At 64.2% G+C, this 19,406-nt stretch carries 21 protein-coding genes; 6 read left to right on the top strand and 15 right to left on the bottom strand.

Annotated elements, in window-relative coordinates; genetic code table 11:
* Nucleotides 1-80 precede the first annotated feature (80 nt).
* The 3 genes from CGZ66_RS07700 (at nt 81) to CGZ66_RS07690 (ending at nt 2,374) form a co-directional block, all read left to right on the top strand.
* Nucleotides 81-1,739: an FAD-binding dehydrogenase gene (locus tag CGZ66_RS07700; protein WP_095083131.1), complete on the top strand. Its 1,659-nt coding sequence runs from the start codon at nt 81-83 to the stop codon at nt 1,737-1,739.
* Nucleotides 1,740-1,940: 201 nt separating this feature from the next.
* Nucleotides 1,941-2,132, top strand: a complete 192-nt coding sequence (locus CGZ66_RS07695; RefSeq protein WP_095083129.1) for a hypothetical protein — start codon at nt 1,941-1,943, stop codon at nt 2,130-2,132.
* Between the two features lie 20 nt (nt 2,133-2,152).
* Entirely contained in the window at nt 2,153-2,374 is a 222-nt protein-coding gene (locus CGZ66_RS07690) for a hypothetical protein (protein WP_095083127.1), read from the top strand.
* An 18-nt stretch (nt 2,375-2,392) separates the two neighbouring features.
* Here the strand turns inward: CGZ66_RS07690 and CGZ66_RS07685 are convergent, their stop codons facing one another.
* Nucleotides 2,393-2,824, bottom strand: a complete 432-nt coding sequence (locus tag CGZ66_RS07685; RefSeq protein WP_095083125.1) for a hypothetical protein — start codon at nt 2,822-2,824, stop codon at nt 2,393-2,395.
* On the opposite strand from CGZ66_RS07685, the gene dapA reads away from it, so the two are divergent.
* Nucleotides 2,823-3,776 carry a 4-hydroxy-tetrahydrodipicolinate synthase gene (gene dapA, locus CGZ66_RS07680; protein WP_095083123.1) on the top strand — a complete coding sequence of 318 codons (954 nt, stop codon included), beginning with the start codon at nt 2,823-2,825 and terminating at the stop codon, nt 3,774-3,776. The two genes, CGZ66_RS07685 and dapA, sit on opposite strands and share 2 nt — an antisense overlap.
* Here the strand turns inward: dapA and CGZ66_RS07675 are convergent.
* The 8 genes from CGZ66_RS07675 to bcoG form a co-directional block, all read right to left on the bottom strand.
* Nucleotides 3,735-4,055 carry a hypothetical protein gene (locus CGZ66_RS07675; protein WP_095083121.1) on the bottom strand — a complete coding sequence of 107 codons (321 nt, stop codon included), beginning with the start codon at nt 4,053-4,055 and terminating at the stop codon, nt 3,735-3,737. The genes dapA and CGZ66_RS07675 overlap by 42 nt on opposite strands.
* Nucleotides 4,056-4,183: 128 nt before the next feature.
* Nucleotides 4,184-5,122 (bottom strand): alpha/beta hydrolase, encoded by a 939-nt coding sequence (locus tag CGZ66_RS07670; RefSeq protein WP_095083119.1) that lies wholly within the window; start codon nt 5,120-5,122, stop codon nt 4,184-4,186.
* A gap of 10 nt (nt 5,123-5,132) precedes the next feature.
* Nucleotides 5,133-5,915, bottom strand: a complete 783-nt coding sequence (locus tag CGZ66_RS07665) for a carnitinyl-CoA dehydratase (RefSeq protein WP_095083117.1) — start codon at nt 5,913-5,915, stop codon at nt 5,133-5,135.
* Nucleotides 5,908-7,986, bottom strand: a complete 2,079-nt coding sequence (locus CGZ66_RS07660; RefSeq protein ID WP_095083115.1) for an acetate--CoA ligase family protein — start codon at nt 7,984-7,986, stop codon at nt 5,908-5,910. Before CGZ66_RS07660 ends, CGZ66_RS07665 begins: the two co-directional genes overlap by 8 nt.
* A gap of 84 nt (nt 7,987-8,070) precedes the next feature.
* Nucleotides 8,071-9,234: an acyl-CoA dehydrogenase family protein gene (locus tag CGZ66_RS07655; protein ID WP_095083113.1), complete on the bottom strand. Its 1,164-nt coding sequence runs from the start codon at nt 9,232-9,234 to the stop codon at nt 8,071-8,073.
* Between the two features lie 4 nt (nt 9,235-9,238).
* Nucleotides 9,239-10,321, bottom strand: a complete 1,083-nt coding sequence (locus CGZ66_RS07650; protein WP_095083111.1) for a carnitine 3-dehydrogenase — start codon at nt 10,319-10,321, stop codon at nt 9,239-9,241.
* The gene (locus tag CGZ66_RS07645; RefSeq protein ID WP_095083109.1) at nt 10,318-10,791 is read right to left on the bottom strand and encodes an HD domain-containing protein; all 474 of its coding nucleotides are present in this window, start codon (nt 10,789-10,791) and stop codon (nt 10,318-10,320) included. The genes CGZ66_RS07650 and CGZ66_RS07645 overlap by 4 nt, the downstream gene beginning before the upstream one ends.
* 21 nt (nt 10,792-10,812) lie before the next feature.
* Entirely contained in the window at nt 10,813-11,730 is a 918-nt protein-coding gene (bcoG, locus tag CGZ66_RS07640; protein ID WP_095084316.1) for a 3-dehydrocarnitine:acetyl-CoA trimethylamine transferase BcoG, read from the bottom strand.
* Nucleotides 11,731-11,859: 129 nt separating this feature from the next.
* Here bcoG and CGZ66_RS07635 point away from each other — a divergent pair, with 129 nt between their 5' ends.
* The gene (locus CGZ66_RS07635; protein ID WP_095083107.1) at nt 11,860-12,843 is read left to right on the top strand and encodes a GlxA family transcriptional regulator; all 984 of its coding nucleotides are present in this window, start codon (nt 11,860-11,862) and stop codon (nt 12,841-12,843) included.
* Here the strand turns inward: CGZ66_RS07635 and CGZ66_RS07630 are convergent.
* The 4 genes from CGZ66_RS07630 to xylA all read right to left on the bottom strand — a co-directional run bounded on the left by CGZ66_RS07630 (nt 12,821) and on the right by xylA (nt 15,970).
* Entirely contained in the window at nt 12,821-13,585 is a 765-nt protein-coding gene (locus CGZ66_RS07630; protein WP_342586855.1) for a TIGR01458 family HAD-type hydrolase, read from the bottom strand. The genes CGZ66_RS07635 and CGZ66_RS07630 overlap by 23 nt on opposite strands.
* A 60-nt stretch (nt 13,586-13,645) precedes the next feature.
* A complete protein-coding gene (locus tag CGZ66_RS07625) occupies nt 13,646-13,849 on the bottom strand; it encodes a hypothetical protein (RefSeq protein ID WP_095083103.1) in 204 nt (67 codons plus the stop codon).
* A gap of 174 nt (nt 13,850-14,023) precedes the next feature.
* Entirely contained in the window at nt 14,024-14,437 is a 414-nt protein-coding gene (locus tag CGZ66_RS07620) for a GNAT family N-acetyltransferase (RefSeq protein ID WP_245331038.1), read from the bottom strand.
* Between the two features lie 207 nt (nt 14,438-14,644).
* A complete protein-coding gene (gene xylA, locus CGZ66_RS07615; protein ID WP_095083101.1) occupies nt 14,645-15,970 on the bottom strand; it encodes a xylose isomerase in 1,326 nt (441 codons plus the stop codon).
* A gap of 113 nt (nt 15,971-16,083) precedes the next feature.
* Here xylA and CGZ66_RS07610 point away from each other — a divergent pair, with 113 nt between their 5' ends.
* A complete protein-coding gene (locus tag CGZ66_RS07610) occupies nt 16,084-16,446 on the top strand; it encodes a nuclear transport factor 2 family protein (RefSeq protein ID WP_095083099.1) in 363 nt (120 codons plus the stop codon).
* A 38-nt stretch (nt 16,447-16,484) separates the two neighbouring features.
* Here CGZ66_RS07610 and xylB read toward each other — a convergent pair whose 3' ends face one another.
* Together xylB and CGZ66_RS07600 are read right to left on the bottom strand one after the other, a co-directional pair.
* Nucleotides 16,485-17,939 (bottom strand): xylulokinase, encoded by a 1,455-nt coding sequence (xylB, locus tag CGZ66_RS07605; RefSeq protein ID WP_095084315.1) that lies wholly within the window; start codon nt 17,937-17,939, stop codon nt 16,485-16,487.
* 81 nt (nt 17,940-18,020) lie between these two features.
* A complete protein-coding gene (locus CGZ66_RS07600; RefSeq protein ID WP_095083097.1) occupies nt 18,021-19,343 on the bottom strand; it encodes a tetratricopeptide repeat protein in 1,323 nt (440 codons plus the stop codon).
* Between the last annotated feature and the right edge of the window lie 63 nt (nt 19,344-19,406).

The raw sequence follows: 19,406 nt of genomic DNA, 5'->3' as shown, positions 1-19,406 counted from the left end.
TTGTTCGACGCAATTCCGGAGGGAAAATCGTTTCACGCTTTCCCCGGAATTGCTTTAGCCGGCTAATTGGGAGGGGAAAGATGGCTGACGATGCGGACGTGATCATTGTCGGCGCTGGCCTCGCCGGGCTGGTCGCCGCTGCCGAGCTTGCCAAGGCAGGCAAGAAAACCGTCATCGTCGACCAGGAACCGGAACAGTCGCTCGGCGGCCAGGCGTTCTGGTCGTTCGGCGGGCTCTTCCTCGTCGATTCACCCGAGCAGCGGCGCATGCGCATCCACGATTCGCCTGATCTGGCACTCGAGGACTGGCTGGGCACCGCCGCTTTCGACCGCCCGGAAGATTACTGGCCGCGCAAATGGGCCGAAGCCTATGTCGGCTTCGCCGCCGGCGAGAAGCGCTCATGGCTGACGCAGCGCGGCTTGAAATTCTTTCCCGTCGTCGGCTGGGCCGAGCGTGGCGGTGGCAACGCCATCGGCCATGGCAATTCGGTGCCGCGCTTTCACGTCACCTGGGGCACCGGCCCCGGCGTGCTTGAACCCTTCGTACAGCGCGTCCGCGAAGCCGAGAAAAGCGGGCTGATCCGCTTCAAATTCCGCCACAGGGTCAACGAATTGACCCGCACGGGCGCCACCGTCGACGGCGTGCGCGGCGACATCCTGCAGCCAAGCACCGTCGAGCGTGGCCACAAGAGCTCGCGCGATATATCAGGCGATTTCGAGCTTCATGCGCAAGCCGTGATTGTCGCCTCCGGCGGCATTGGCGCCAATCACCAGCTTGTGCGGGAGAACTGGCCGCAGCGGCTGGGCGCGGCACCCAAGCGCATGATCACGGGCGTGCCCGACCATGTCGACGGCCGCATGCTGGCGATCACCGAAGCGGCCGGCGGCAGCGTCATCAATCGCGACCGCATGTGGCACTATGTCGAGGGCATCAGGAACTGGGCGCCGATCTGGACCGATCATGCGATCCGCATCCTGCCCGGCCCGTCATCGCTGTGGCTCGATGCCAGGGGCAAGCGCCTGCCGGTGCCGCTCTATCCCGGCTTCGACACACTGGGCACGCTCAACCACATCATGAGTACCGGCTTCGACTATTCCTGGTTCGTCCTGACCAGGAAGATCATCCAGAAGGAGTTCGCGCTGTCGGGCTCCGAACAGAACCCCGACCTGACCGGCAAGAGCTGGCGTCAGGTGCTCGGCCGCGCCACGTCGGGCATTCCGGGCCCGGTGAAGGCGTTTATGGAGAAGGGCGAGGATTTCATCGTCGAGGCCGACCTGCCGAAGCTGGTCGCCCGCATGAACGCGCTGGCCGGCGGCGAGCCGCTGCTCGAACTCGCAAAGGTCGAACGCGAGATCCGCGCCCGCGACCGGCAGCTCGACAATCCGTTCTCCAAGGACATGCAGATCACCGCGTTGCGTGGTGCGCGTGCTTACCTTGGCGACAAACTGATCCGCACGGCCAAGCCACATAAAATGCTCGACCCGGCAAACGGTCCGCTGATCGCGGTCCGCCTCAACATCCTGACCCGCAAGACGCTGGGCGGCCTGGAGACCGATCTCGACAGCCGTGTACTGGGTGCCGACGGCCAGCCGGTGGCGGGGCTTTATGCCGTTGGCGAGGCCGCAGGTTTCGGTGGCGGCGGTGTGCATGGCTATGCGGCGCTTGAAGGCACGTTCCTCGGCGGCTGCATCTTTTCCGGCCGCAGCGCCGGCCGGGCCGCGGCCGCCGCGGTGGCGTGAAACAGCGCCGCGGCGGTCCGATTTCCTGCTTGGGGGCCACATACGCCCGGGCGATAAACATATGACTTTTTTATATTTTTCAGTTTTCGGCCGCCTCGAATACAAATGCGGATGCTTTTATCTTTCTGAGTGCAGCCGGTCCTGAGCCGCTGCAGGCAGTCACCACCTCGTGGCGACAGTTAAGAAAGAAGGAAGTCTTCGATGTTCCTCTCGGACGGGCTCTATCTGCCCACCCATCGTCCGCTGCCGGCGTCGCAGCTCGAACAAATCAGGCGGGCCGCCAACAACAATCGCCGGCCAGGCAGCCTGGTCGCGCCCTTCACTCCGACATGGTGGCTCCTGGTCGCCGGCGGCTTGCTGGTCGCGGCCACCATCGCTGCTCAAGTTTCCTGATCGCAAAGCAGAAGATTATCATGCAACGTTCTCATATCCCCTCTGACGGAAACGCGTTTCACCGCTTCGTGGTTGGGCGCGATGGCGAAGGCCACTGGATCGCGCGCGACGAAGAAGGCATGACCGGCGGTGTTTTCGCCGACAGGACCTCGGCTGTTCGTTTCGCCACGATGGAAAGCGGTCATCAGGCCGGCGCGATACGCTTCGCCCCGGCAAGCGTGTGCCTTTCCCTGTTCAACTGATCCTGTTTCCGGCTGCTTTCACTTTTCCGAAACGGTCTGACCATGGACACGTCCAACACTGCCGATCTGGCCGGATTGTTCGATCGTCTCCCGCATGTCGGCAGGCTGCTCGAGCACCAACTGTGGGAGGCCGCACGCGGCCTGTCGCTCGACAAATCGTCTAGGCAAGGCCGGCGGTTTGCCGGCCTGGTCGAGGCCGGCGCCACGCTCGACGCCGTCCTCCTGCTCGTCGCCCTGTCGAAACCGGAGCGCTCGGTTTCGTCGCTCAGCACGACCGGCGAGCGATGGGTTTGCACCATTCAAACCCCGCCTGTAGCGACGCCAGGCAACGCCTGCATAGCCGAAGCGGACCACACCGATCTGGCTGCAGCGGTGCTCTCGGCTTTGCTTCTTTCGCACCTCGAACAGGCGGCGTCCCCAAACAATCACCAAGGAGAATTTGATTGCCATGACACCCGAACAAGCACGAATGCGCCTGACCGGAGCGATGACCGCGCTGGTAACGCCGTTCACCGACGGCGAGGTCGACCTGAAGCAACTGACCACGCTGCTGCGCTGGCAGATCGAACAAGGGATCAACGGGCTGGTGCCGTGCGGCACCACCGGTGAGTCCCCGACCTTATCGTGGGAGGAGCGCCTCGACATCATCGCGCTCTGCGTGAAAATTGCCGCGGGCAGGGTGCCGATCATCGCCGGCACCGGGACGAACAGCACCGAGACGACGATTGCTCTTTCGACAGCCGCCGAGGCTTTCGGGGCCGACGCTGCCCTCATCGTCACGCCCTACTACAACAGGCCGAGCCAGGAGGGGATTTTCCGCCACTTCGAAGCCATCGCCGGCAAGGTCAAGATACCGATCATCGTCTACAACGTCCCGGCCCGTACCGGTGTCGACCTGTCGCAGGAGACGGTCGAGCGCCTGGCGCAGATTCCAACCATCGTCGGCATCAAGGACGCTACTGGCGATGTGAACCGCCTGTCCTCGCTGCCCGCCGTGCTGAGGCGCCGTTTCATCTGCCTGTCCGGCCACGACGCCACGTCCTTCGGCTTCAACACGATGGGCGGGCGTGGCACGATCTCCGTGGTCTCCAACGTCGCCCCGCGACTGTGCGTCGAGATGCATGATGCCTACCGGCAAGGCGACCACCACACCGCTCGGGCCATCCATCATCGCTTGCGGCCACTCATCGCGGCGCTCGAGCTGGAGAGCAATCCGGTGCCGGTCAAATACGCCCTGCATCTGGCGCTGGGGCTGAGCCCGGACGTCCGCTTGCCAATGACCCCTGTCCGTCCTGAAACCGCAACGGCAATTCGAGAGGCGATGGTGACTTTGAACGAGGGTGGACCCGGCGCAATGCAATCAGGACGGATTGCGGTCGCGCCTGCTCAGCAGCGGTTTTGACGGAGCGGCCTTGCCGTCAGCGGCATAAACCAGGCCCGGTTGGACGATCCATTCGCCAGCCCGCAGCGCTTCGAAATCGAAGCGCCCATTGGCGTCGCGCGTTGCAACGCCGACATAGCGATATCGGGATCCGCTCGCATCGACGACCGTATCGGCGATCGGATGGCCGGCGAGCCGACCGATGATCGCGCCTTGTTCTCTGAGGTTTGCCAGGACAAAATATTCCGTCGGCACCCTGCGGCTGACCCTGGAGGTCAGCCAGACTGAATGTGATTTCATGTTTGAAGCCAGTCTGTCGTTCCGGCCGCCGCCGAGCGGCGGCCCGGAAGTACTTAATCGCTGGCCGCATAGGAATTCGAGACCAGGTTTTGGCCTGAATTATATACGCCGCATATGGATGACGGCGCTCAGGGGACCCATTCGCCCGTTCCCAAAGCGGCTACCGCATCGACGATCCGCGTAAAGCTGGCGCGGGCGCGGCCGACCGTGTGCCGGGCTCGCAGATAGCCATGCACCAGCCCAGGTTCCTCGAGCCAATATGCCCGTCCGCCGGCGGCGGCGACGCGTGCGCGATAGGCTTCGCCGTCTGATGACAGCGGGTCGCACTCGGCAGTGATCAGCACCGTCGGCGGCAGATTGGCGAAGTCGCCATCGGCGAGTGGCGACAGCGTGATGTCACCGGTCCCATCCACGCCGCCGGTGCGGACGTTCTTGTAGAATTCCAGGTCGCGCACGGTCAGCATCGGCGCCTCGGCATGCGTCACATAAGAGCCGCGCGAACGGTCGCCGCCGAGCCCGGGATAGATCAGCACCTGCCCGATCGGCTTGCGCTGATGGCCGCGTGTCGCATGGCTGACGGCAGCGGCAAGATTGCCGCCGGCGCTGTCGCCGCAAAGCACGACGGGATGCTCGCGATTGGCAGCAGCCCATTCGAAGGCGCTCATCACGTCGTCGAAGGCCGCCGGATGCAGGTGCTCCGGCGCCAGCCGGTAGTCGACCGAGACCACCTCATAGCCGGTGCGGGCGCAGAGCTCGGCGCAGACATCGTCATGGCTATCCAGCCCGCCGAGGATGAAGCCGCCGCCATGGAAATAAAGCGCCGTCGCCGCTGCCTGCGACGCGCTTCGGTAGATGCGGATCGGGATATCATGGGTGGGCGTTGCAAGGGCAGAGGTTTCGACTGCAACCCCCTCGGGGTAGCCGGCAAAGAACTCGCGGCACATCCGGTCATAGATCTCGCGCTGCTGCGCGATCGTGTAGTCGATCGTATCAGGCGGATAATAGGAATTGGTTCGCTCGATGAAGGCCCAGGTCTCGGCGTCGATGAGGGCTTTGTAGTCGGTCATGGGGCCGCCACTACTTCCCCTTCCACACCGGCTCGCGTTTCTCGGCGAAAGCGCGAAAACCTTCCATATTGTCCTCGGAGCCATAGAGGGCATCGACGGTCGGCAACTGGCGGCGTGTCACCTTGTTCATCGCGTCCTGGAAGGTGAGCGCCTCGGCCACCCGCGCCGTCTCCTTGATCGCGGCAAACACCAGCGGCGGGCCTCCGGCGAGCAACCGGGCGATCTCCCAGACACGGTCCTCGAGCTTCTCCTTGGGCAGCACTTCGTTGACCAGACCCCAGCGATGCGCCTCCGCGACATCCATCCAACGGCCGGTGAGCAAAAGGTCCATGGCCACGTGATAGGGGATGCGCTTCGGCAGCTTGATCGTCGCGGCATCGGCCAGCGTGCCGGCGCGGATCTCGGGCAGCGCGAAGGAGGAATGATCGGAGGCGTAGATCAGATCGCACGACAGCGCCAGCTCGAAGCCGCCGCCGACCGCCATGCCGTTGACGCAAGCGATGACAGGCTTGTTGAGGTCGCGCAGTTCCTGCAGCCCGGCAAAGCCGCCGACGCCATAGTCGCCGTCGACCGCATCGCCGCCGGCAGCCGCCTTCAGATCCCAGCCGGCGCAGAAGAACTTGTCGCCCGCGGTCTTGACGATGGCAACGCGCAGATCAGGATCGTCGCGGAATGCCTTGAACGTCTCGCCCATCAGCCGAGAGGTCTTGAGATCGATGGCGTTGGCCTTGGGCCGGTCGAGCGTGACCTCCAGGATGGTGCCCTCGCGGCGGGTCGAAATGACGTCAGACATTCTTCTTGTCTCCCAGCACCAGCAGCGCGTCGGCGATCCAGGCGCCCTTGCCCTCTGTGCAGACGATCAGCGGGTTGATGTCGAGTTCCTCGATCTCGCCGGCATTCTGCTGCACGAAGGCGGCAATGCCCGAGATAGCCTCGATGGCCGCGGCGACATCGGCTTTCGGCCGGCCACGATAGCCTTCGAGTAGCGGGAACAGTTTGAGGCCGCGCAACGCCGCCTCGATGTCGTCGCGGGTTGCCGGCAGCATCAGCGTGACGCTGTCGCGCAACAGCTCGACCAGCACGCCGCCGGTGCCCAGCGTCATCACCGCGCCGAACATCGGATCACGGGTGAATCCGACGATCAGTTCGGCGACGCCGTCGCGCACCATGCGTTCGACATAGAGGCCGGTGCCGAGCGGCAGCAGGTCATGCGCTGCCGTGCTGACGGATTCGGCGTCCTTGAGGTTGAGCCTGACAGCACCGACCTCGGATTTGTGGGTGACGCCCAGCGCCTTCAGCGCCACCGGAAAGCCGAGCGCCATCGAGGAGATCACCGCCTCGACGGCATTGGCGGCGCGTTCGCCCTTGGGCACTGGCAGGCCGGCCTTGATCAGCCGCGATTTCGCCTCGGCCTCGTCGGGCGTGATGTGGTCGCCACCGGGCGCACCGGAGGCGGACGTGTCGATCGGCTGCGCCTGCGGTTCGCGCCACGCCCAGCCGATGAAGGCTGCCGCCTGGGCGGCGTCCATGGCCTCGGAAATGCCGAACAACGGCACCATGCCACGCGCCATCAGTCCGGCCGTGTATTCTTCCGGCAGGTTCTCCGGCAGCGAGGAGACGATGGCGCCTTGCGCCCTGTTGGTCTTCAGCGCCGATTCGAAGGCACGCAACGTCGCCCACCAGTCAGTATCCGAGCAGCGGTCGGGGCGCGGAAAGTCCAGCACCAGCATGTTGAGGTCGAAACCGCCCGACACCATCGCGGTGAAGGTGGCGGTCATCGCCGGCTCGTTGTTCCAGATGAAGGTGTGGTAATCGAGCGGGTTGGCTACCGCCACCAGCGGCCCGAGCGTCGATTTGACATGAGCGCGGTGCGAACCGGTCAGGTCAGGGAAATTGACCCAGCGGCCTTCGGCACTGTCGGCCATGACGGAGGCCTCGCCGCCCGAACAGCTCATCGACGACAGACGATAACCAGGCAGCGGACCAGTGACGTGCAGCAGCTTCAGCGCCTCGATGAAGGCGGGGATGGAATCGACGCGGGCGATGCCGAGCCGCCTCAGGAAAGCGCCCGAGGCCGCGTCCGAGCCGGCCAGCGAGGCTGTGTGCGAGACTGTCGCCTGCCGCGCCTGCTCGGAACGTCCGACTTTCATGGCGATGATCGGCTTCTTCAGCTCGCGTGCCCGGGCCGCCAGCCGTTCGAAGCCGGCTACTGAATCGAAGGCCTCGATGTGCAGGCCGAGCGACGTGACCCGCTCGTCCTCGATCAGGCCAAGCGCCATTTCGGACAGGCCGGTCTGCGCCTGGTTGCCGGCGGTCATGAGGAAGGCGATCGGCAGGCCGCGCTTCTGCATCGTCATGTTGATGGCGATGTTGGACGACTGGGTGATGATGGCGACGCCTTTGCCGCCCTCGGCCAGCCTGATGCCGCCATGCTGGTCGGGCCACAGCAGTGCGCCATCGGCATAGTTGATCAGGCCATAGCAATTCGGCCCGATGATTGGCATCTGGCCCGCCGCCGCGACCAGTTCGGCCTGCAGCCGCTCGCCGTCGTCGTCATAGGCCTCGGTTTCGAGGAAGCCTGCGGCAAAGCAGACGGCGCCGCCGGCGCCGCGTTCGGCCAGCGCCTTGACAACCTCGATGGTCAGGTGGCGGTTGACGCCGACAAAGGCGGCGTCAGGCGCGCCGGGCAGATCGGCCACCGAACGATAGGCCTTGCGGCCGGCCACCTCGTCCTTGGTCGGGTGTACCGGCCAGATCTCGCCGGCAAAGCCCATCTTGATCGATTGCGCGACGACGGCGGCAGCCTGCGCACCGCCGAAGACGGCGATCGACTTCGGCCGCAGGAGACGTTCGAGTTTATGCATGATGGTTTTCTCGTTGGAGCATGATCTCGGGACAAACGAGATCGTTTGTCCGAGAAAACCGGATACCACTTTTCACGATCATGCTCAGGCTCCAAACGGGCGCAGCAGCGCCCGCGAAATGATGTGGCGCTGGATCTCGGACGTGCCTTCCCAGATACGCTCGACGCGCGCGTCGCGCCAGATACGCTCCAGCGGCAGGTCGTCCATCAGCCCCATGCCGCCATGGATCTGGATCGCTTCGTCGGCGACGAAGGCAAGCATTTCGGTGGCCTTCAGTTTGGCCATGGCCATGTCCTGATCGGTGACGGTGCCCTGATCGTACTTCCAGCCGGCTTCGAACACCATCAGGTCAGCCGCCTTCAGTTCCGTCGCCATGTCGGCAAGCTTGAACGACACGCCCTGGAACTTGCCGATCTGCTGGCCGAACTGCTGGCGCTGGGCGGCATATTCGACAGCATGGCCCAGCGCCCGCTCGGCGCGGCCGACACAAGTGGCGCCGACCTGCAGCCGGGTGGCGCCGAGCCAGGAATTGGCGACGTCAAATCCCTTATGGACCTCGCCGAGAACCTGGCTCGCGGGAAGCCGGCAATCATCGAATTCGAGGATGGCGTTGGTGTAGCCGCGATGCGAGACGTTGCGATAGCCGTCGCGCACGGCAAAGCCCTTGGTGCCCTTGTCGACGAAGAAGGCGGTGATCTTCTTGCGCTTGCCGCGCGGCGAATCCTCTTCGCCCGAGGCCATGAACACGATGGCGAAATCGGCGAGATCGGCGTGGCTGATGAAGTGCTTGGTGCCGTTCAGCACCCAGTCGTGGCCATCCTGCACCGCGGTCGCCTTCATGCCGCGCAGATCGGAACCGGCGCCCGGCTCGGTCATCGCCAGGCAGTCCCATTTCTCGCCACGGATGCAAGGGAACAGATATTTTTCGCGCTGCTCCGGCGTGCCGGCCAAAAGGATGTTGGAAGGCCGCGCCACGCAGGTCCAGTGCAGCGCATAGTTGGCGCGGCCGAGCTCCTTTTCATAAAGCAGCCAGGTCACCGTATCGAGCCCGGCGCCACCGACGTCCGCCGGCATGTTGGCGGCGTACAGGCCGGCTTCGATCGCCTTGACCTTGATCTCCTCGATGAGTTCGCGGCGCAGCACGCCGGTGCGCTCGACCTCGCGCTCATGCGGATAAAGCTCGTTTTCGACGAAGGCTCGCGTCGTCTCGACGATGAGCTTCTGTTCCTCCGACAGCCCGAAATCCATGGGGTCAGCCCTTCTTCTTGCCGGTCTTTTTCTTCGGCTTGCTTGCCTTGGCCTTCTCTGCCGCCTTGGAGGCGGTCGGCTTCTTCGCCGCCAGCTTGGCCAACTGCTTGGTATAGTCCTTGTGCAAGGCGCCGGCGCCCCAGCCCTTGCCTTTGTTCTGCTTCGACAGCGCGTCCATGATTGCGACCAGATTGTCGTCGCGGATCTTTTCCAGCTCGCGGATCGACAGCCCATGCGCCTGGTCGTCCGACTGCGTTGCGATCAGGTCGACCAATTCGTCGTTGAACTCTGGCACGTCCATCAGCTTGGTCCACGGCCATTTCAGGCACGGGCCGAACTGCGCCATGAAGTGGCGCATGCCGGCCTCGCCGCCGGCGACGCGATAGACCTGGAACATGCCCATCTGCGCCCAGCGCAGGCCGAAGCCATAGCGCATGATGTCGTCGAGTTCCTCGACCGTGCAGATGCCGTCCTTGATCAGCCACAGCGCCTCGCGCCATGCCGCTTCGAGCAGGCGGTCGCCGACGAAGGCTTCGATTTCCTTGCGGATGACGACCGGCTTCATGCCGATCGAGGCGTAGATCTCCTTGGCGACTTCGATTGCTTCGGGAAAGGTCTGCTCGCCGCCGACGATCTCGACCAGCGGCAGCAGATAGACGGGGTTGAACGGATGGCCGACGACCAACCGCTCAGGATGCTTCTTCATCGCCACCTGCATGTCGGTCGGCTTGATGCCGGAGGTGGAGGAACCGACAATGGCATTGGCCGGTGCATGGGCATCGATCTCGGCCAGCACGCGGTGCTTGAGGTCGAGCCGTTCCGGCACGCTTTCCTGGATGAAATCGGCGTCGGCCACCGCCTCGGCTATGGTCTTGGCGAAGGTCAGCCGGCCCTCTTTCGGCAGGCCGCCGGGCACCATCTGCTTGTAGGCGCGGCGCGCACCCTTCATCACTTCGCTGACCTTGCGCGACGCCTCCGGATCGGGATCGAAGATTGAAACGTCAATGCCGTTGAGCAGCAGGCGCGCCACCCAGCCGGCACCGATGACACCGCCGCCGATGGCGGCCGCCTTGTTGATGATGCTCATGCTGGGGCTCCGGTTCTCTTGGTGGCAGTTTCGGGATCGAGGAGGGGCACGCGCTCGCCGGCGAAGCGGTCGCGGGCGTGGCGGTCGCCGCCGAGATGATGGGCATAGTAGAGCCGCTGGAAGTCGCCATGCTTCTCCACCACCCATGTGCATTGCTCGCGCACGAACGGTTTCAGGATCGAAGCGGCGTATTCGTCGTGATTGTAGGGCGCGTAGATGTCTCCGATGTCGTGCAGCAGCGCGCAGGCGATCCAGTCGGTGTCGGCGCCATCGCGCCAGGCGCGGGTGGCCGCCTGCAGTGAATGGCCGAGTCGGGTGATCTTGTACCCCGGCAGGCCTTCATCGAGCTGGACCAGCGCGTCGAGCAGCCGCTCGCCGGTCTTCGCCGCATAGTCGATCTCATGCGCGGTCAGGAACTCGTAGTCCTGCCTGTCGCCATCCTTCATCGCCGTGAACTTGACGGTAGTCATGCCGACCTCCCAGCGATTGAGTTATGCCGCTATCGGCGCCCGCTTGGTCAGGTTCAGCTTCTTGCGCACTTCTTCGGGCCCGAGAATCCTGGCGCCCAGATTGGTGACGATGCTGGCGGCACGCTCTACCAGCTGTGCATTGGTTGCCAGCACGCCCTTGTCGAGCCACAGATTGTCTTCCAGCCCGACGCGGACATTGCCGCCGGCCAGCACCGCCGCGGCTGCATAGGCCATCTGGTTGCGGCCGATGGCAAAGGCCGACCAGTTCCAGGTCGACGGCACATTGTTGACCATGGCCATGAAGGTGTTGAGGTCGTCAGGCGCACCCCACGGCACGCCCATGCAGAGCTGCACCAGGGCATCCGGGTTCAGCACCTTTTCCTCGACCAGCTGCTTGGCGAACCACAGATGACCGGTGTCGAAGGCCTCGATTTCCGGCTTGACGCCGAGCGCCGTCATCATGCCTCCCATGGCGCGCAGCATGCCGGGCGTGTTGGTCATGACATAGTCGGCCTCCGCGAAATTCATGGTGCCGCAGTCGAGCGTGCAGATTTCCGGCAGGCACTGGCGCACATGTTCCATGCGGTTGGTGGCGCCGCCCATGTCGGTGCCTTTTTCATTCAAAGGCAGCGGTGCTTCGGGCGAGCCGAACACCATGTCGCCGCCCATGCCGGCGGTCAGGTTCAGGATGACGTCGACGTTTGCCGCGCGGATGCGCTCGGTCACTTCGCGGTAGAGATGCACGTCGCGACGAGGTTTGCCTGTTTCGGGGTCGCGCACATGGCAATGCACGATCGCGGCACCCGCCTTGGCCGCATCGATGGCCGAATCGGCGATCTGCTTGGGCGAGCGCGGCACATGCGGGCTGCGGTCCTGCGAGCCACCGGACCCGGTCACGGCACAGGTAATGAAGACCTCACGGTTCATCGCGAGCGGCATCGAATTCTCCTCCCAATCGAAACAACCATGCATGCCGCCCAAAAGTGGCAACCGGCCTTGGGACATGCATAAGAACCAACCAACATTGCCTGACTTGCCGGAAACTGTTTTGCCTTTTACGAAGGGCATATGATAAAAAGCGAAAAACCTGACATCTTTCGCGCCGAGCGCCTGCCGCTCAAGGTGACGCTGCTGGTGTTTTCCGGCTCGTCCATCATGTGCGTCGCGTCGGCAGTCGATCCCTTGCGCGCCGCCAACCGCATTTCCGGCGAGACCCTCTTCGATTTCAAGCTGGTCTCGGTGACTGGCGAGGCTCCAGTCACCACGTGCGGCCTGCCGGTGGCGGTCAGTGGCCGCTTCGATGCGGCCGATCCAGCCGACGTGCTTGTCGTCGTCGCCGGCTTCGGCACCCAGAACTACGCAACGTCGGCTCTGCTTTCAGGCTTGCGCCGGGCGGCACGGGCAGCGCGAGCGTGCGGCGGCGTCGAGGCCGGCACCTGGCTGGTGGCGCGCGCCGGCCTGCTGGAAGGACGCAGCGCCACCACCCACTGGGAGGACATGGAGGACTTTTCGTCGGCCTTTCCCGGCGTCGATGTCCGCCCCGACCGCTATGTCATCGACGGACCGGTCTTCACCTCGGGCGGCGCGTCGCCGACCTTCGACCTGATGCTGCATCTCATTCGCACGCGCCTTGGCATGGCGGTGGCGCTCGATGTCGCCAGCGTCTTCATCTACGACCAGGCACGCGCCGCCACCGATGCCCAGCCGTTGGTCTCGCTCGGCCGGCTCGATGGCTACGATCCACGGCTGGCGCAAGCCATCCGATTGATGGAATCGCATGTCGACCAGCCGCTGACCATAGAAGCGGTGGCCAAGCGCGTCGGCGTGACGGCGCGGACACTGGAAAGCATCTTTCGCAAGTCGATCGGCGAGACGCCGGGTGCCTACTATCTCAGGCTTCGGCTGGGGGCGGCGCGCCGGCTGGTGGTCGACACCCGGGTGGCTATGGCCGATATTGCCGGGCGGACCGGATTTTCGTCCGCCGCGGCGTTCTCCAGAGCGTTTTCGAGAGCTTTTGGCGAGGCGCCAGTCAGAGTACGGCGCGGTTGGTGAGTATCCAGTCGGCCGCGGCGGCGAGGTCATCTACCACCGCCGTGGGCGGCGGATTGAAACGTGTTTCGTCGTTTGGGCGATACTTGCCTGTCCGCACAAGCAGCGCCGCACCAAGCCCGGCGCGCAGCGCGCCGGCGACATCGCTCTCGGCATCGTCGCCGACCATGACCGCATCGGCGGCCGAGCAGTTCATATTGGCAAGCGCCGAAAGAAAGAAATCCGGTGACGGCTTGCCGAGCACGACAGGGGTTCGGCCACTGGCGAATTCGAGGGCGGCAACGAAGGCGCCCGTGTCGAGGCTGAGCAGACCGTCTGCATCCTTGAAGGTGCGATTGGTGGCTAGCGCCACAAAATCGGCGCCGGCCACCAGCTCGCGGAACGCCTGGTTGAGCCTGGCATGATCGAAGGCTTCGCCTGCATCTCCGACGATGACGGCCCGCCCATTTGCGCCGTCCAGTCCGGAAAACTCAGGCTCCAGGTTGGGATGGACGAGCAGATGCGGTGTGAGGCCGTGCCTGCGCAGCCATTCGACGGCGGCACGCGCCGGCGTCAGCAATTCCTCTTCTCCAACCTCGACGCCGAGGGCGGTAAGTTGCGCGATGATTGCCTTGTGTGTTGAGCGAGTTGTGTTGCTGACAAAGCGGAGTGGCAAGCCCGCATTGCGCAGGCGATTGATTGCCGAGACAGCGCCCGCTATCGGGGTGTCGCCATTGTAGACGACACCCAAAAGGTCCAGAAGCACCGCGCGTATCATCGGCGAAGGATGACGAAACAGGCTCCGTTCGTCAAACCACAGGGACCTTCAAGCGACATCGCGGCTTTCGTGGACAATGCGCGAGCGCATGCTCTTGGCCAGCACTGTTTCAAGTCGCGCAGCAACCGCGCGATCCCATTCGTTTGTGCGCTGCGTGCCGTCTTTCGGATGCGGCATTGCCATCAGCCGGTCGATGATCGATCCGGCCTCGCCAGGTGAGAGCAGGGCGTCGATTTCACGTTCGTTCTGCATATCGGTTCGCCTCCTTCTTCCTTCCCGCCACGAGCCAGTCTTATACGAGATACGTGACGGCAGTTTGAAGGCAAGAGCGAGGTCATTGAAGGGCGGTAGAGGGCAGAACCGTGTCGTCGGAGCCAGCCTTGCGCAAAGTCGTTCCCGCGTCTGGCCAGGCCAGGTCGGAGACGTCTACAGCCGCTTCTCGAACAGCACGGTGGTGAAGCCGCTGTCCCATTCGTCGTCGGGGTAGCGATCTTTCTCGACATAGCCAACCGCTTTGTAGAGCGTCTGGCTGCGCAGATTGAACGTGTCGGTTTCCAGCCGCGCCTGCGCAAATCCGGCGGCGCCAATCGCCTGTTCGGCATGGGAAAGCAGCTTGCGGCCAACGCCTTGCCCTTGGCGCGACGCCATGACGTGCAGGGCTTCGATAAAGTCCGCACGCCAATGGATCAGGCCTGCGACGTCGCAATCGATCTCGGCAACGGCAAATTCCGGCCAGCTCTGGTCGACGTAGCGCCCGCCAGTATCCAATTCGACGTAGCGCTGCGCCGATTTCTCGGTGATGTTCGGCAGCCAGGTGCCTTGGAATGTTTCCTGCAGCATCGCTTCAACGCTGGGATGTCGGTTGCCTGCGCCCGGGGCACGATGATTCGATCCTCTGCCATTTCCTCCTCCTGCCAGCCGCCGCGTCGCCTTTTCGGCGGCGCGGCACCTTGAACTCGCACAGGCCAACGAAAATCCGTGACTAGCAGAAGGCGACCACGGCTGCTTTCAGCCAGAGGTGGTGGATGTCGGTCCAGAGATCAGGCTTCACACGTACCGGTTGACGATGTTTTCCAGCAGTTCCTGGCGGCCGGACCTTGGCTGTGGCTCGATCTTCTTCTTGACGACGCGCTCGGCGATCTCTTCCAGCGTGCGCTTGCCGGCAAGCATCGCCTTGCCCTCGGCCGTGTTCCAGCCGGCGTAGCGCTCTGCCAGCGGCGCCGACAGCGCCTTGTCCTCGACCATGCGAGCCGCGGCTTTCAGGCCGCGCGCGCACGAATCCATGCCGCCGATGTGGCCGATCAGCAGATCCTGGGGGTCGAGCGACTGGCGCCGCAGCTTGGCGTCGAAATTGGTGCCACCAGTCTTGAAGCCGCCGGCCTGCAGGACCTGGTAGTAGGCCAGCGCCATTTCCGGCACGTTGTTGGGGAACTGGTCGGTATCCCAGCCCGACTGGTAGTCGTTGCGGTTCATGTCGATCGAACCGAAAATACCGAGCGCGTTGGCCAGCGCCAGCTCGTGCTCGAAGGAATGGCCGGCCAGAATGGCGTGGCCCTGCTCGATGTTGACCTTGACCTCCTTCTCCAGCCCGAAGCGCTTGAGGAAGCCATAGACCGTCGCGACATCATAGTCGTACTGGTGCTTGGTCGGCTCCTGCGGCTTCGGCTCGATCAGGATCGTACCCTTGAAGCCGATTTTATGCTTGTAGTCGACGACCAGGCTGAGGAAGCGGCCGGCCTGTTCCTGCTCGCGGGCAAGGTCGGTGTTGAGCAGTGTCTCATAGCCCTCGCGGCCGCCCCACAGCACGTAATTCTCGCCCTTCAGCCGCTTGGTGACGTCGATGCAGCTTTTCACCGTCGCCGCCGCATAGGCAAACACATCCGGATCGGGATTGGTGGCGGCGCCCGACATGAAGCGGCGATTGGAGAACAGGTTCGCCGTGCCCCACAAGAGCTTGACGCCGGTCTGCTTCATCTTGGTGGCGAAATAGTCCGCGATCTCGTCGAGGCGTGCCGCACTTTCGGAAAAGTCCTTGCCCTCGGGCCGCACATCGGCGTCGTGGAAGCAGAAATAGGGCGCGCCGAGCAGCGAGAACATTTCGAAGGCGACATCGGCCTTGAGCTTCGCCAGTTCCATCGTGTCGACGCCACCCGCTTTCGGGAACCACGGACGGTCGAAGGTCTGGCCACCGAACGGGTCGCCGCCCGGCCAGGCGAAGGAATGCCAGTAGGCGACGGCGAAACGCAGATGGTCTTCCAGCCGCTTGCCGGCCACCACCTCGTCGGGATTGTAGAACCGGTAGGCCAGCGGATCGGTCGAATCCGGCCCCTCATACTTGATCTCTTTGATATCGCCGAAAAATCCGCTGCTCATGATCTTTGTCCTCTCTCGAATAGTTCGCCCTGATTACCTCAGGCGTAATTGGTTTCGTTCTTCCGCCGGTCGAAAAGGCTCATGTCAAAACCGTCAAACGAAGGAGACAGACCATGACCGACCTCATCAAGATCGCCGAAGGCTACATCAGCGCCTGGAACGAGAGCGACGCGGACCGCCGGGCCGAGTTGCTCAAGGCGACCTTCACCGAAGACGTCAGCTATCGCGACCCGCTGATGCAGGGCGACGGCCATGCAGGCGTCGCGGCTCTGATCGACGGCGTGCAGCAGCGCTTTGCCGGCTTCCGGTTCTCGCTGAAGGGCACGCCGGACGGTTTTGCCGACGCCATCCGCTTCTCGTGGAACCTTGGCCCGGAAGGCACTCCCTCCATCATCGAAGGCACCGACATCGGTGTCATCGAGAACGGCCGCCTGAAGAACGTCACTGGCTTTCTCGACAAGGTGCCGGCGCAATAACGCCGCCCTGGCAGACCGCGGCGTGGGCGAGAACGCAGTCACGCCGTGGCCACCTTGATCGCCGGATACAGCGCGCGGTAGCGCTGATAGGCATCGGCATAGACCCCGCCGAGTGCCGCATCCGGTTCGATGGTTGCATCCGTCCTGGGTGCCGTGCAGATGCTGAGCGGATCGGCACCCGTCGCCGCGAGCAGGCCAAGCCGCGCCGCGCCGAAGGCGGCGCCGAAATCGCCATCGGCGGGAATATCGACGGGCAGGCCAAGCGCGGTGGCGATCGCTTTCAGCCAGTAGCGCGAACGCGAACCGCCGCCGATCGCCGTCACCCGGGTCAAGGTCGTCCCGGCTGTGGCGAGCGCCTCGAGACTGTCGCGGAAGGCAAAGGCGACGCCTTCGAGCACGGCCTGCGTCAGCACCACGCGGCTCGATTCATGCGCCAATCCGGTGAACGCGCCGCGGATGGCGGCATCATTGTAGGGCGTGCGCTCGCCCGACAGATAGGGCAGGAAGGACACGCCGCTCGGCGCCTTCAGCGTATCGCCGAGCTCGGCGGTCAGTTCGCCCGCGCCTTTGCCGGTGATCTCCGCCAGCCAATTCAGCGAATCGGTCGCCGACAGGATGACGCCCATCTGATGCCAGGTGTTCGGAAGCGCATGGCAGAAGGTGTGGACGGCGCTTGCCGGGTTGGGCAGATAGGAAGCATTGGCGGCAAACAGCACACCCGATGTGCCGAGCGAGACAAAGGCGTGGCCTGCACCGACCGTGCCCATGCCGCATGCCGAAGCCGCATTGTCGCCGGCGCCGCCGGCGATCGGGATGCCGGCCTGCATGCCCCATCTCGAAGCCAGTTCGCTGCGCAGGGCCCCGGCCTTCTCAGTACCCTCGACCAGCGACGGCATCTGCTTCTCGTCGAGCGATGTCGCCGCGAGCAGGTCCGCACTCCAGCGCCGCTTGCCGACATCGAGCCAGGAGGTGCCGGCCGAATCCGACATTTCCGAAATGTACTCACCCGAAAGCCAGAGCCGAAGGAAATCCTTGGGCAGCAGCACTTTTGCGACCTTGGCGAAGACCGCGGGCTCGTTGTTCTTCACCCAGGCAAGTTTCGGCGCGGTGAAGCCTGGAAAGACGATGTTGCCGGTCAGCTGGCGAAAGCGCGGGTCGGCGTCCAGCGCCGCCGCCTCGGCATGGCTGCGCGTGTCGTTCCACAGGATGCAGGGCCGCAGCACCTCGTCGGCGGAATCGAGCAAGGTCGCGCCATGCATCTGTCCCGACAGGCCGATGCCCTTCACCGCGGCGAGCTGGCTTGGGTGGGAAGCCTTCAGTTCGGCAATTGCTTCTTCGCAAGCGCGTATCCAGTGAGACGGATCCTGTTCCGACCAGCCCGGATGCGGCCGCGACACGTCGAGCGATGCGTGACCGGAGCCGATGACAGTCTGCCCGGCATCGATCAGCAGCGCCTTGACGCCCGACGTCCCGAGATCGAGGCCGAGATACATGATTTCCTCCCATGCCATTAATTTTTTCGGATCTCGAAAAAATCTGGCTTGGCCAGTTTTTAAGACAAGATCCGCTTCGGGTCAATTCTCTGACAAATCGGCGGCGCGCCGCGAAAGCAGCACTGACAGCGGACTGTCCGGCCGCGCCATCGAACGCTCGGCCGTGAGCGCCCTGGCGAGCGCGCCGTCGCCGGCCCGCAATGCCGCTTCGATCAGCGTCAGGTCGATGACGTCGCGCTGTGCGTGGCTGCCGCCGAAGCGGTTGGCGATCGCCCGGATCGGCCGTATCAGCTGCACGGTCTCGGTGTAGTTGGCCTCGCCGAATGCCTTGATTGCCAGCGTCAGCGGATGGCCGACATCCCGCGTGAAGGCGACGTTGTCGCCGCTGCCATGCATCGCCTCGCGCTGCGCCTCGAGCAAGGTCCGCGCCGGGGTGTCGAGCCCGGCGCCAACGAAGGCCATCATCGCATGCGCATCGTTGAAGGCATAATCGCCGGCGCCGGCCTTGGGCCAATTGGCGGCGAGCGCCGTCCAGCGGTCACCGACATCGATGCCGCCGAGATGCAGCCGCCACAGGATCGCCGACGCATCGACCATGTTCAGCGCCATGGCCGATGGCGTGCCATAGATCGGTCCATCATAGAGCGCCAGCACCTGGTCGGTCTCACCGAGATCGTAGTGGAACAGCGCCAGGTGCCACCAATTGTGCACCTGCAGGAAGCTCTCCCTTGTCCAGGCCTCGGGATTGGCGCGCATCCAGGCGATGCCGTCCCTTTGCCGGCTTTGCATTTCCATGACATGCGCGACCGCATGCTGCGCCCAGCCGTCGCGCGGCTCGATCTCGACCGCCGCGCGGCCAAGCTTTTCGGCCCTGGTGTAGTCGCCCATTTCCTCCAGCCCGAAGGCCTGCATGCCGAGAATGCCATGATAACCGGGCATATCGCTCCGCCAGGACGGCAAAGCGCGGGCGATGCGGTCACGCAACATGCGCGCATTGCCTGTGAAAAAGTCGATCTGGTGCCCGACCTGCAGCGCCAGCGCGTCGAGCGGGGTCTCGATGGCGATATCCTCGAGAATCCTGGCGGCATCATGCCAGCGCCCGTTGGCGAGGTGGCCGAGGGCCAAGACATGCGCCTCTTCGCGGGTCGTGGCGGCAAGCGGCAGCGCCGCCTCGTGGCAAGCCCTGGCTACCGCCGTCGCGTCGCGCTCGGTGGCGAGGCCGAAGAGATAGCCCTTGAAGACATGCGCCATGACGAAACCGGGATCCGCCGATATGGCACGGTCGATGGAGGCGACGGGATGGCCGATGAAGCACAGCAGTTCACGCACGGCCTGGCTGTAGGGCGTGAACCCCGCCTCCGTTGCGCCCGAAAGTGTTAGATCCAATGCGTCCCTGATGGCCATGCAATGTCCTTTGATCGGCTTGCGATGAGCCTCGAACCTTCGGCCCAAGGCGATCCTAAAGCA

Origin of the sequence: Mesorhizobium sophorae (assembly GCF_002270415.1) — a bacterium.
In the GTDB taxonomy this organism is placed as follows: Bacteria; Pseudomonadota; Alphaproteobacteria; order Rhizobiales; family Rhizobiaceae; genus Mesorhizobium; species Mesorhizobium sophorae.
Note: the sequence above shows the minus strand (reverse complement) of the source record. Positions and strands in the feature narration are given on the sequence as shown.

What these genes read in the sequence shown, in the direction of transcription:
- CGZ66_RS07700 (WP_095083131.1), top strand. Translation starts at nt 81, where the DNA reads ATGGCTGACGATGCGGACGTGATCATTGTCGGCGCTGGCCTCGCCGGG.
- CGZ66_RS07695 (WP_095083129.1), top strand. Translation starts at nt 1,941, where the DNA reads ATGTTCCTCTCGGACGGGCTCTATCTGCCCACCCATCGTCCGCTGCCG.
- CGZ66_RS07690 (WP_095083127.1), top strand. Translation starts at nt 2,153, where the DNA reads ATGCAACGTTCTCATATCCCCTCTGACGGAAACGCGTTTCACCGCTTC.
- dapA (WP_095083123.1), top strand. Translation starts at nt 2,823, where the DNA reads ATGACACCCGAACAAGCACGAATGCGCCTGACCGGAGCGATGACCGCG.
- CGZ66_RS07685 (WP_095083125.1), bottom strand. Translation starts at nt 2,824, where the DNA reads ATGGCAATCAAATTCTCCTTGGTGATTGTTTGGGGACGCCGCCTGTTC.
- CGZ66_RS07675 (WP_095083121.1), bottom strand. Translation starts at nt 4,055, where the DNA reads ATGAAATCACATTCAGTCTGGCTGACCTCCAGGGTCAGCCGCAGGGTG.
- CGZ66_RS07670 (WP_095083119.1), bottom strand. Translation starts at nt 5,122, where the DNA reads ATGACCGACTACAAAGCCCTCATCGACGCCGAGACCTGGGCCTTCATC.
- CGZ66_RS07665 (WP_095083117.1), bottom strand. Translation starts at nt 5,915, where the DNA reads ATGTCTGACGTCATTTCGACCCGCCGCGAGGGCACCATCCTGGAGGTC.
- CGZ66_RS07660 (WP_095083115.1), bottom strand. Translation starts at nt 7,986, where the DNA reads ATGCATAAACTCGAACGTCTCCTGCGGCCGAAGTCGATCGCCGTCTTC.
- CGZ66_RS07655 (WP_095083113.1), bottom strand. Translation starts at nt 9,234, where the DNA reads ATGGATTTCGGGCTGTCGGAGGAACAGAAGCTCATCGTCGAGACGACG.
- CGZ66_RS07650 (WP_095083111.1), bottom strand. Translation starts at nt 10,321, where the DNA reads ATGAGCATCATCAACAAGGCGGCCGCCATCGGCGGCGGTGTCATCGGT.
- CGZ66_RS07645 (WP_095083109.1), bottom strand. Translation starts at nt 10,791, where the DNA reads ATGACTACCGTCAAGTTCACGGCGATGAAGGATGGCGACAGGCAGGAC.
- bcoG (WP_095084316.1), bottom strand. Translation starts at nt 11,730, where the DNA reads ATGCCGCTCGCGATGAACCGTGAGGTCTTCATTACCTGTGCCGTGACC.
- CGZ66_RS07635 (WP_095083107.1), top strand. Translation starts at nt 11,860, where the DNA reads ATGATAAAAAGCGAAAAACCTGACATCTTTCGCGCCGAGCGCCTGCCG.
- CGZ66_RS07625 (WP_095083103.1), bottom strand. Translation starts at nt 13,849, where the DNA reads ATGCAGAACGAACGTGAAATCGACGCCCTGCTCTCACCTGGCGAGGCC.
- CGZ66_RS07620 (WP_245331038.1), bottom strand. Translation starts at nt 14,437, where the DNA reads ATGCTGCAGGAAACATTCCAAGGCACCTGGCTGCCGAACATCACCGAG.
- xylA (WP_095083101.1), bottom strand. Translation starts at nt 15,970, where the DNA reads ATGAGCAGCGGATTTTTCGGCGATATCAAAGAGATCAAGTATGAGGGG.
- CGZ66_RS07610 (WP_095083099.1), top strand. Translation starts at nt 16,084, where the DNA reads ATGACCGACCTCATCAAGATCGCCGAAGGCTACATCAGCGCCTGGAAC.
- xylB (WP_095084315.1), bottom strand. Translation starts at nt 17,939, where the DNA reads ATGTATCTCGGCCTCGATCTCGGGACGTCGGGCGTCAAGGCGCTGCTG.
- CGZ66_RS07600 (WP_095083097.1), bottom strand. Translation starts at nt 19,343, where the DNA reads ATGGCCATCAGGGACGCATTGGATCTAACACTTTCGGGCGCAACGGAG.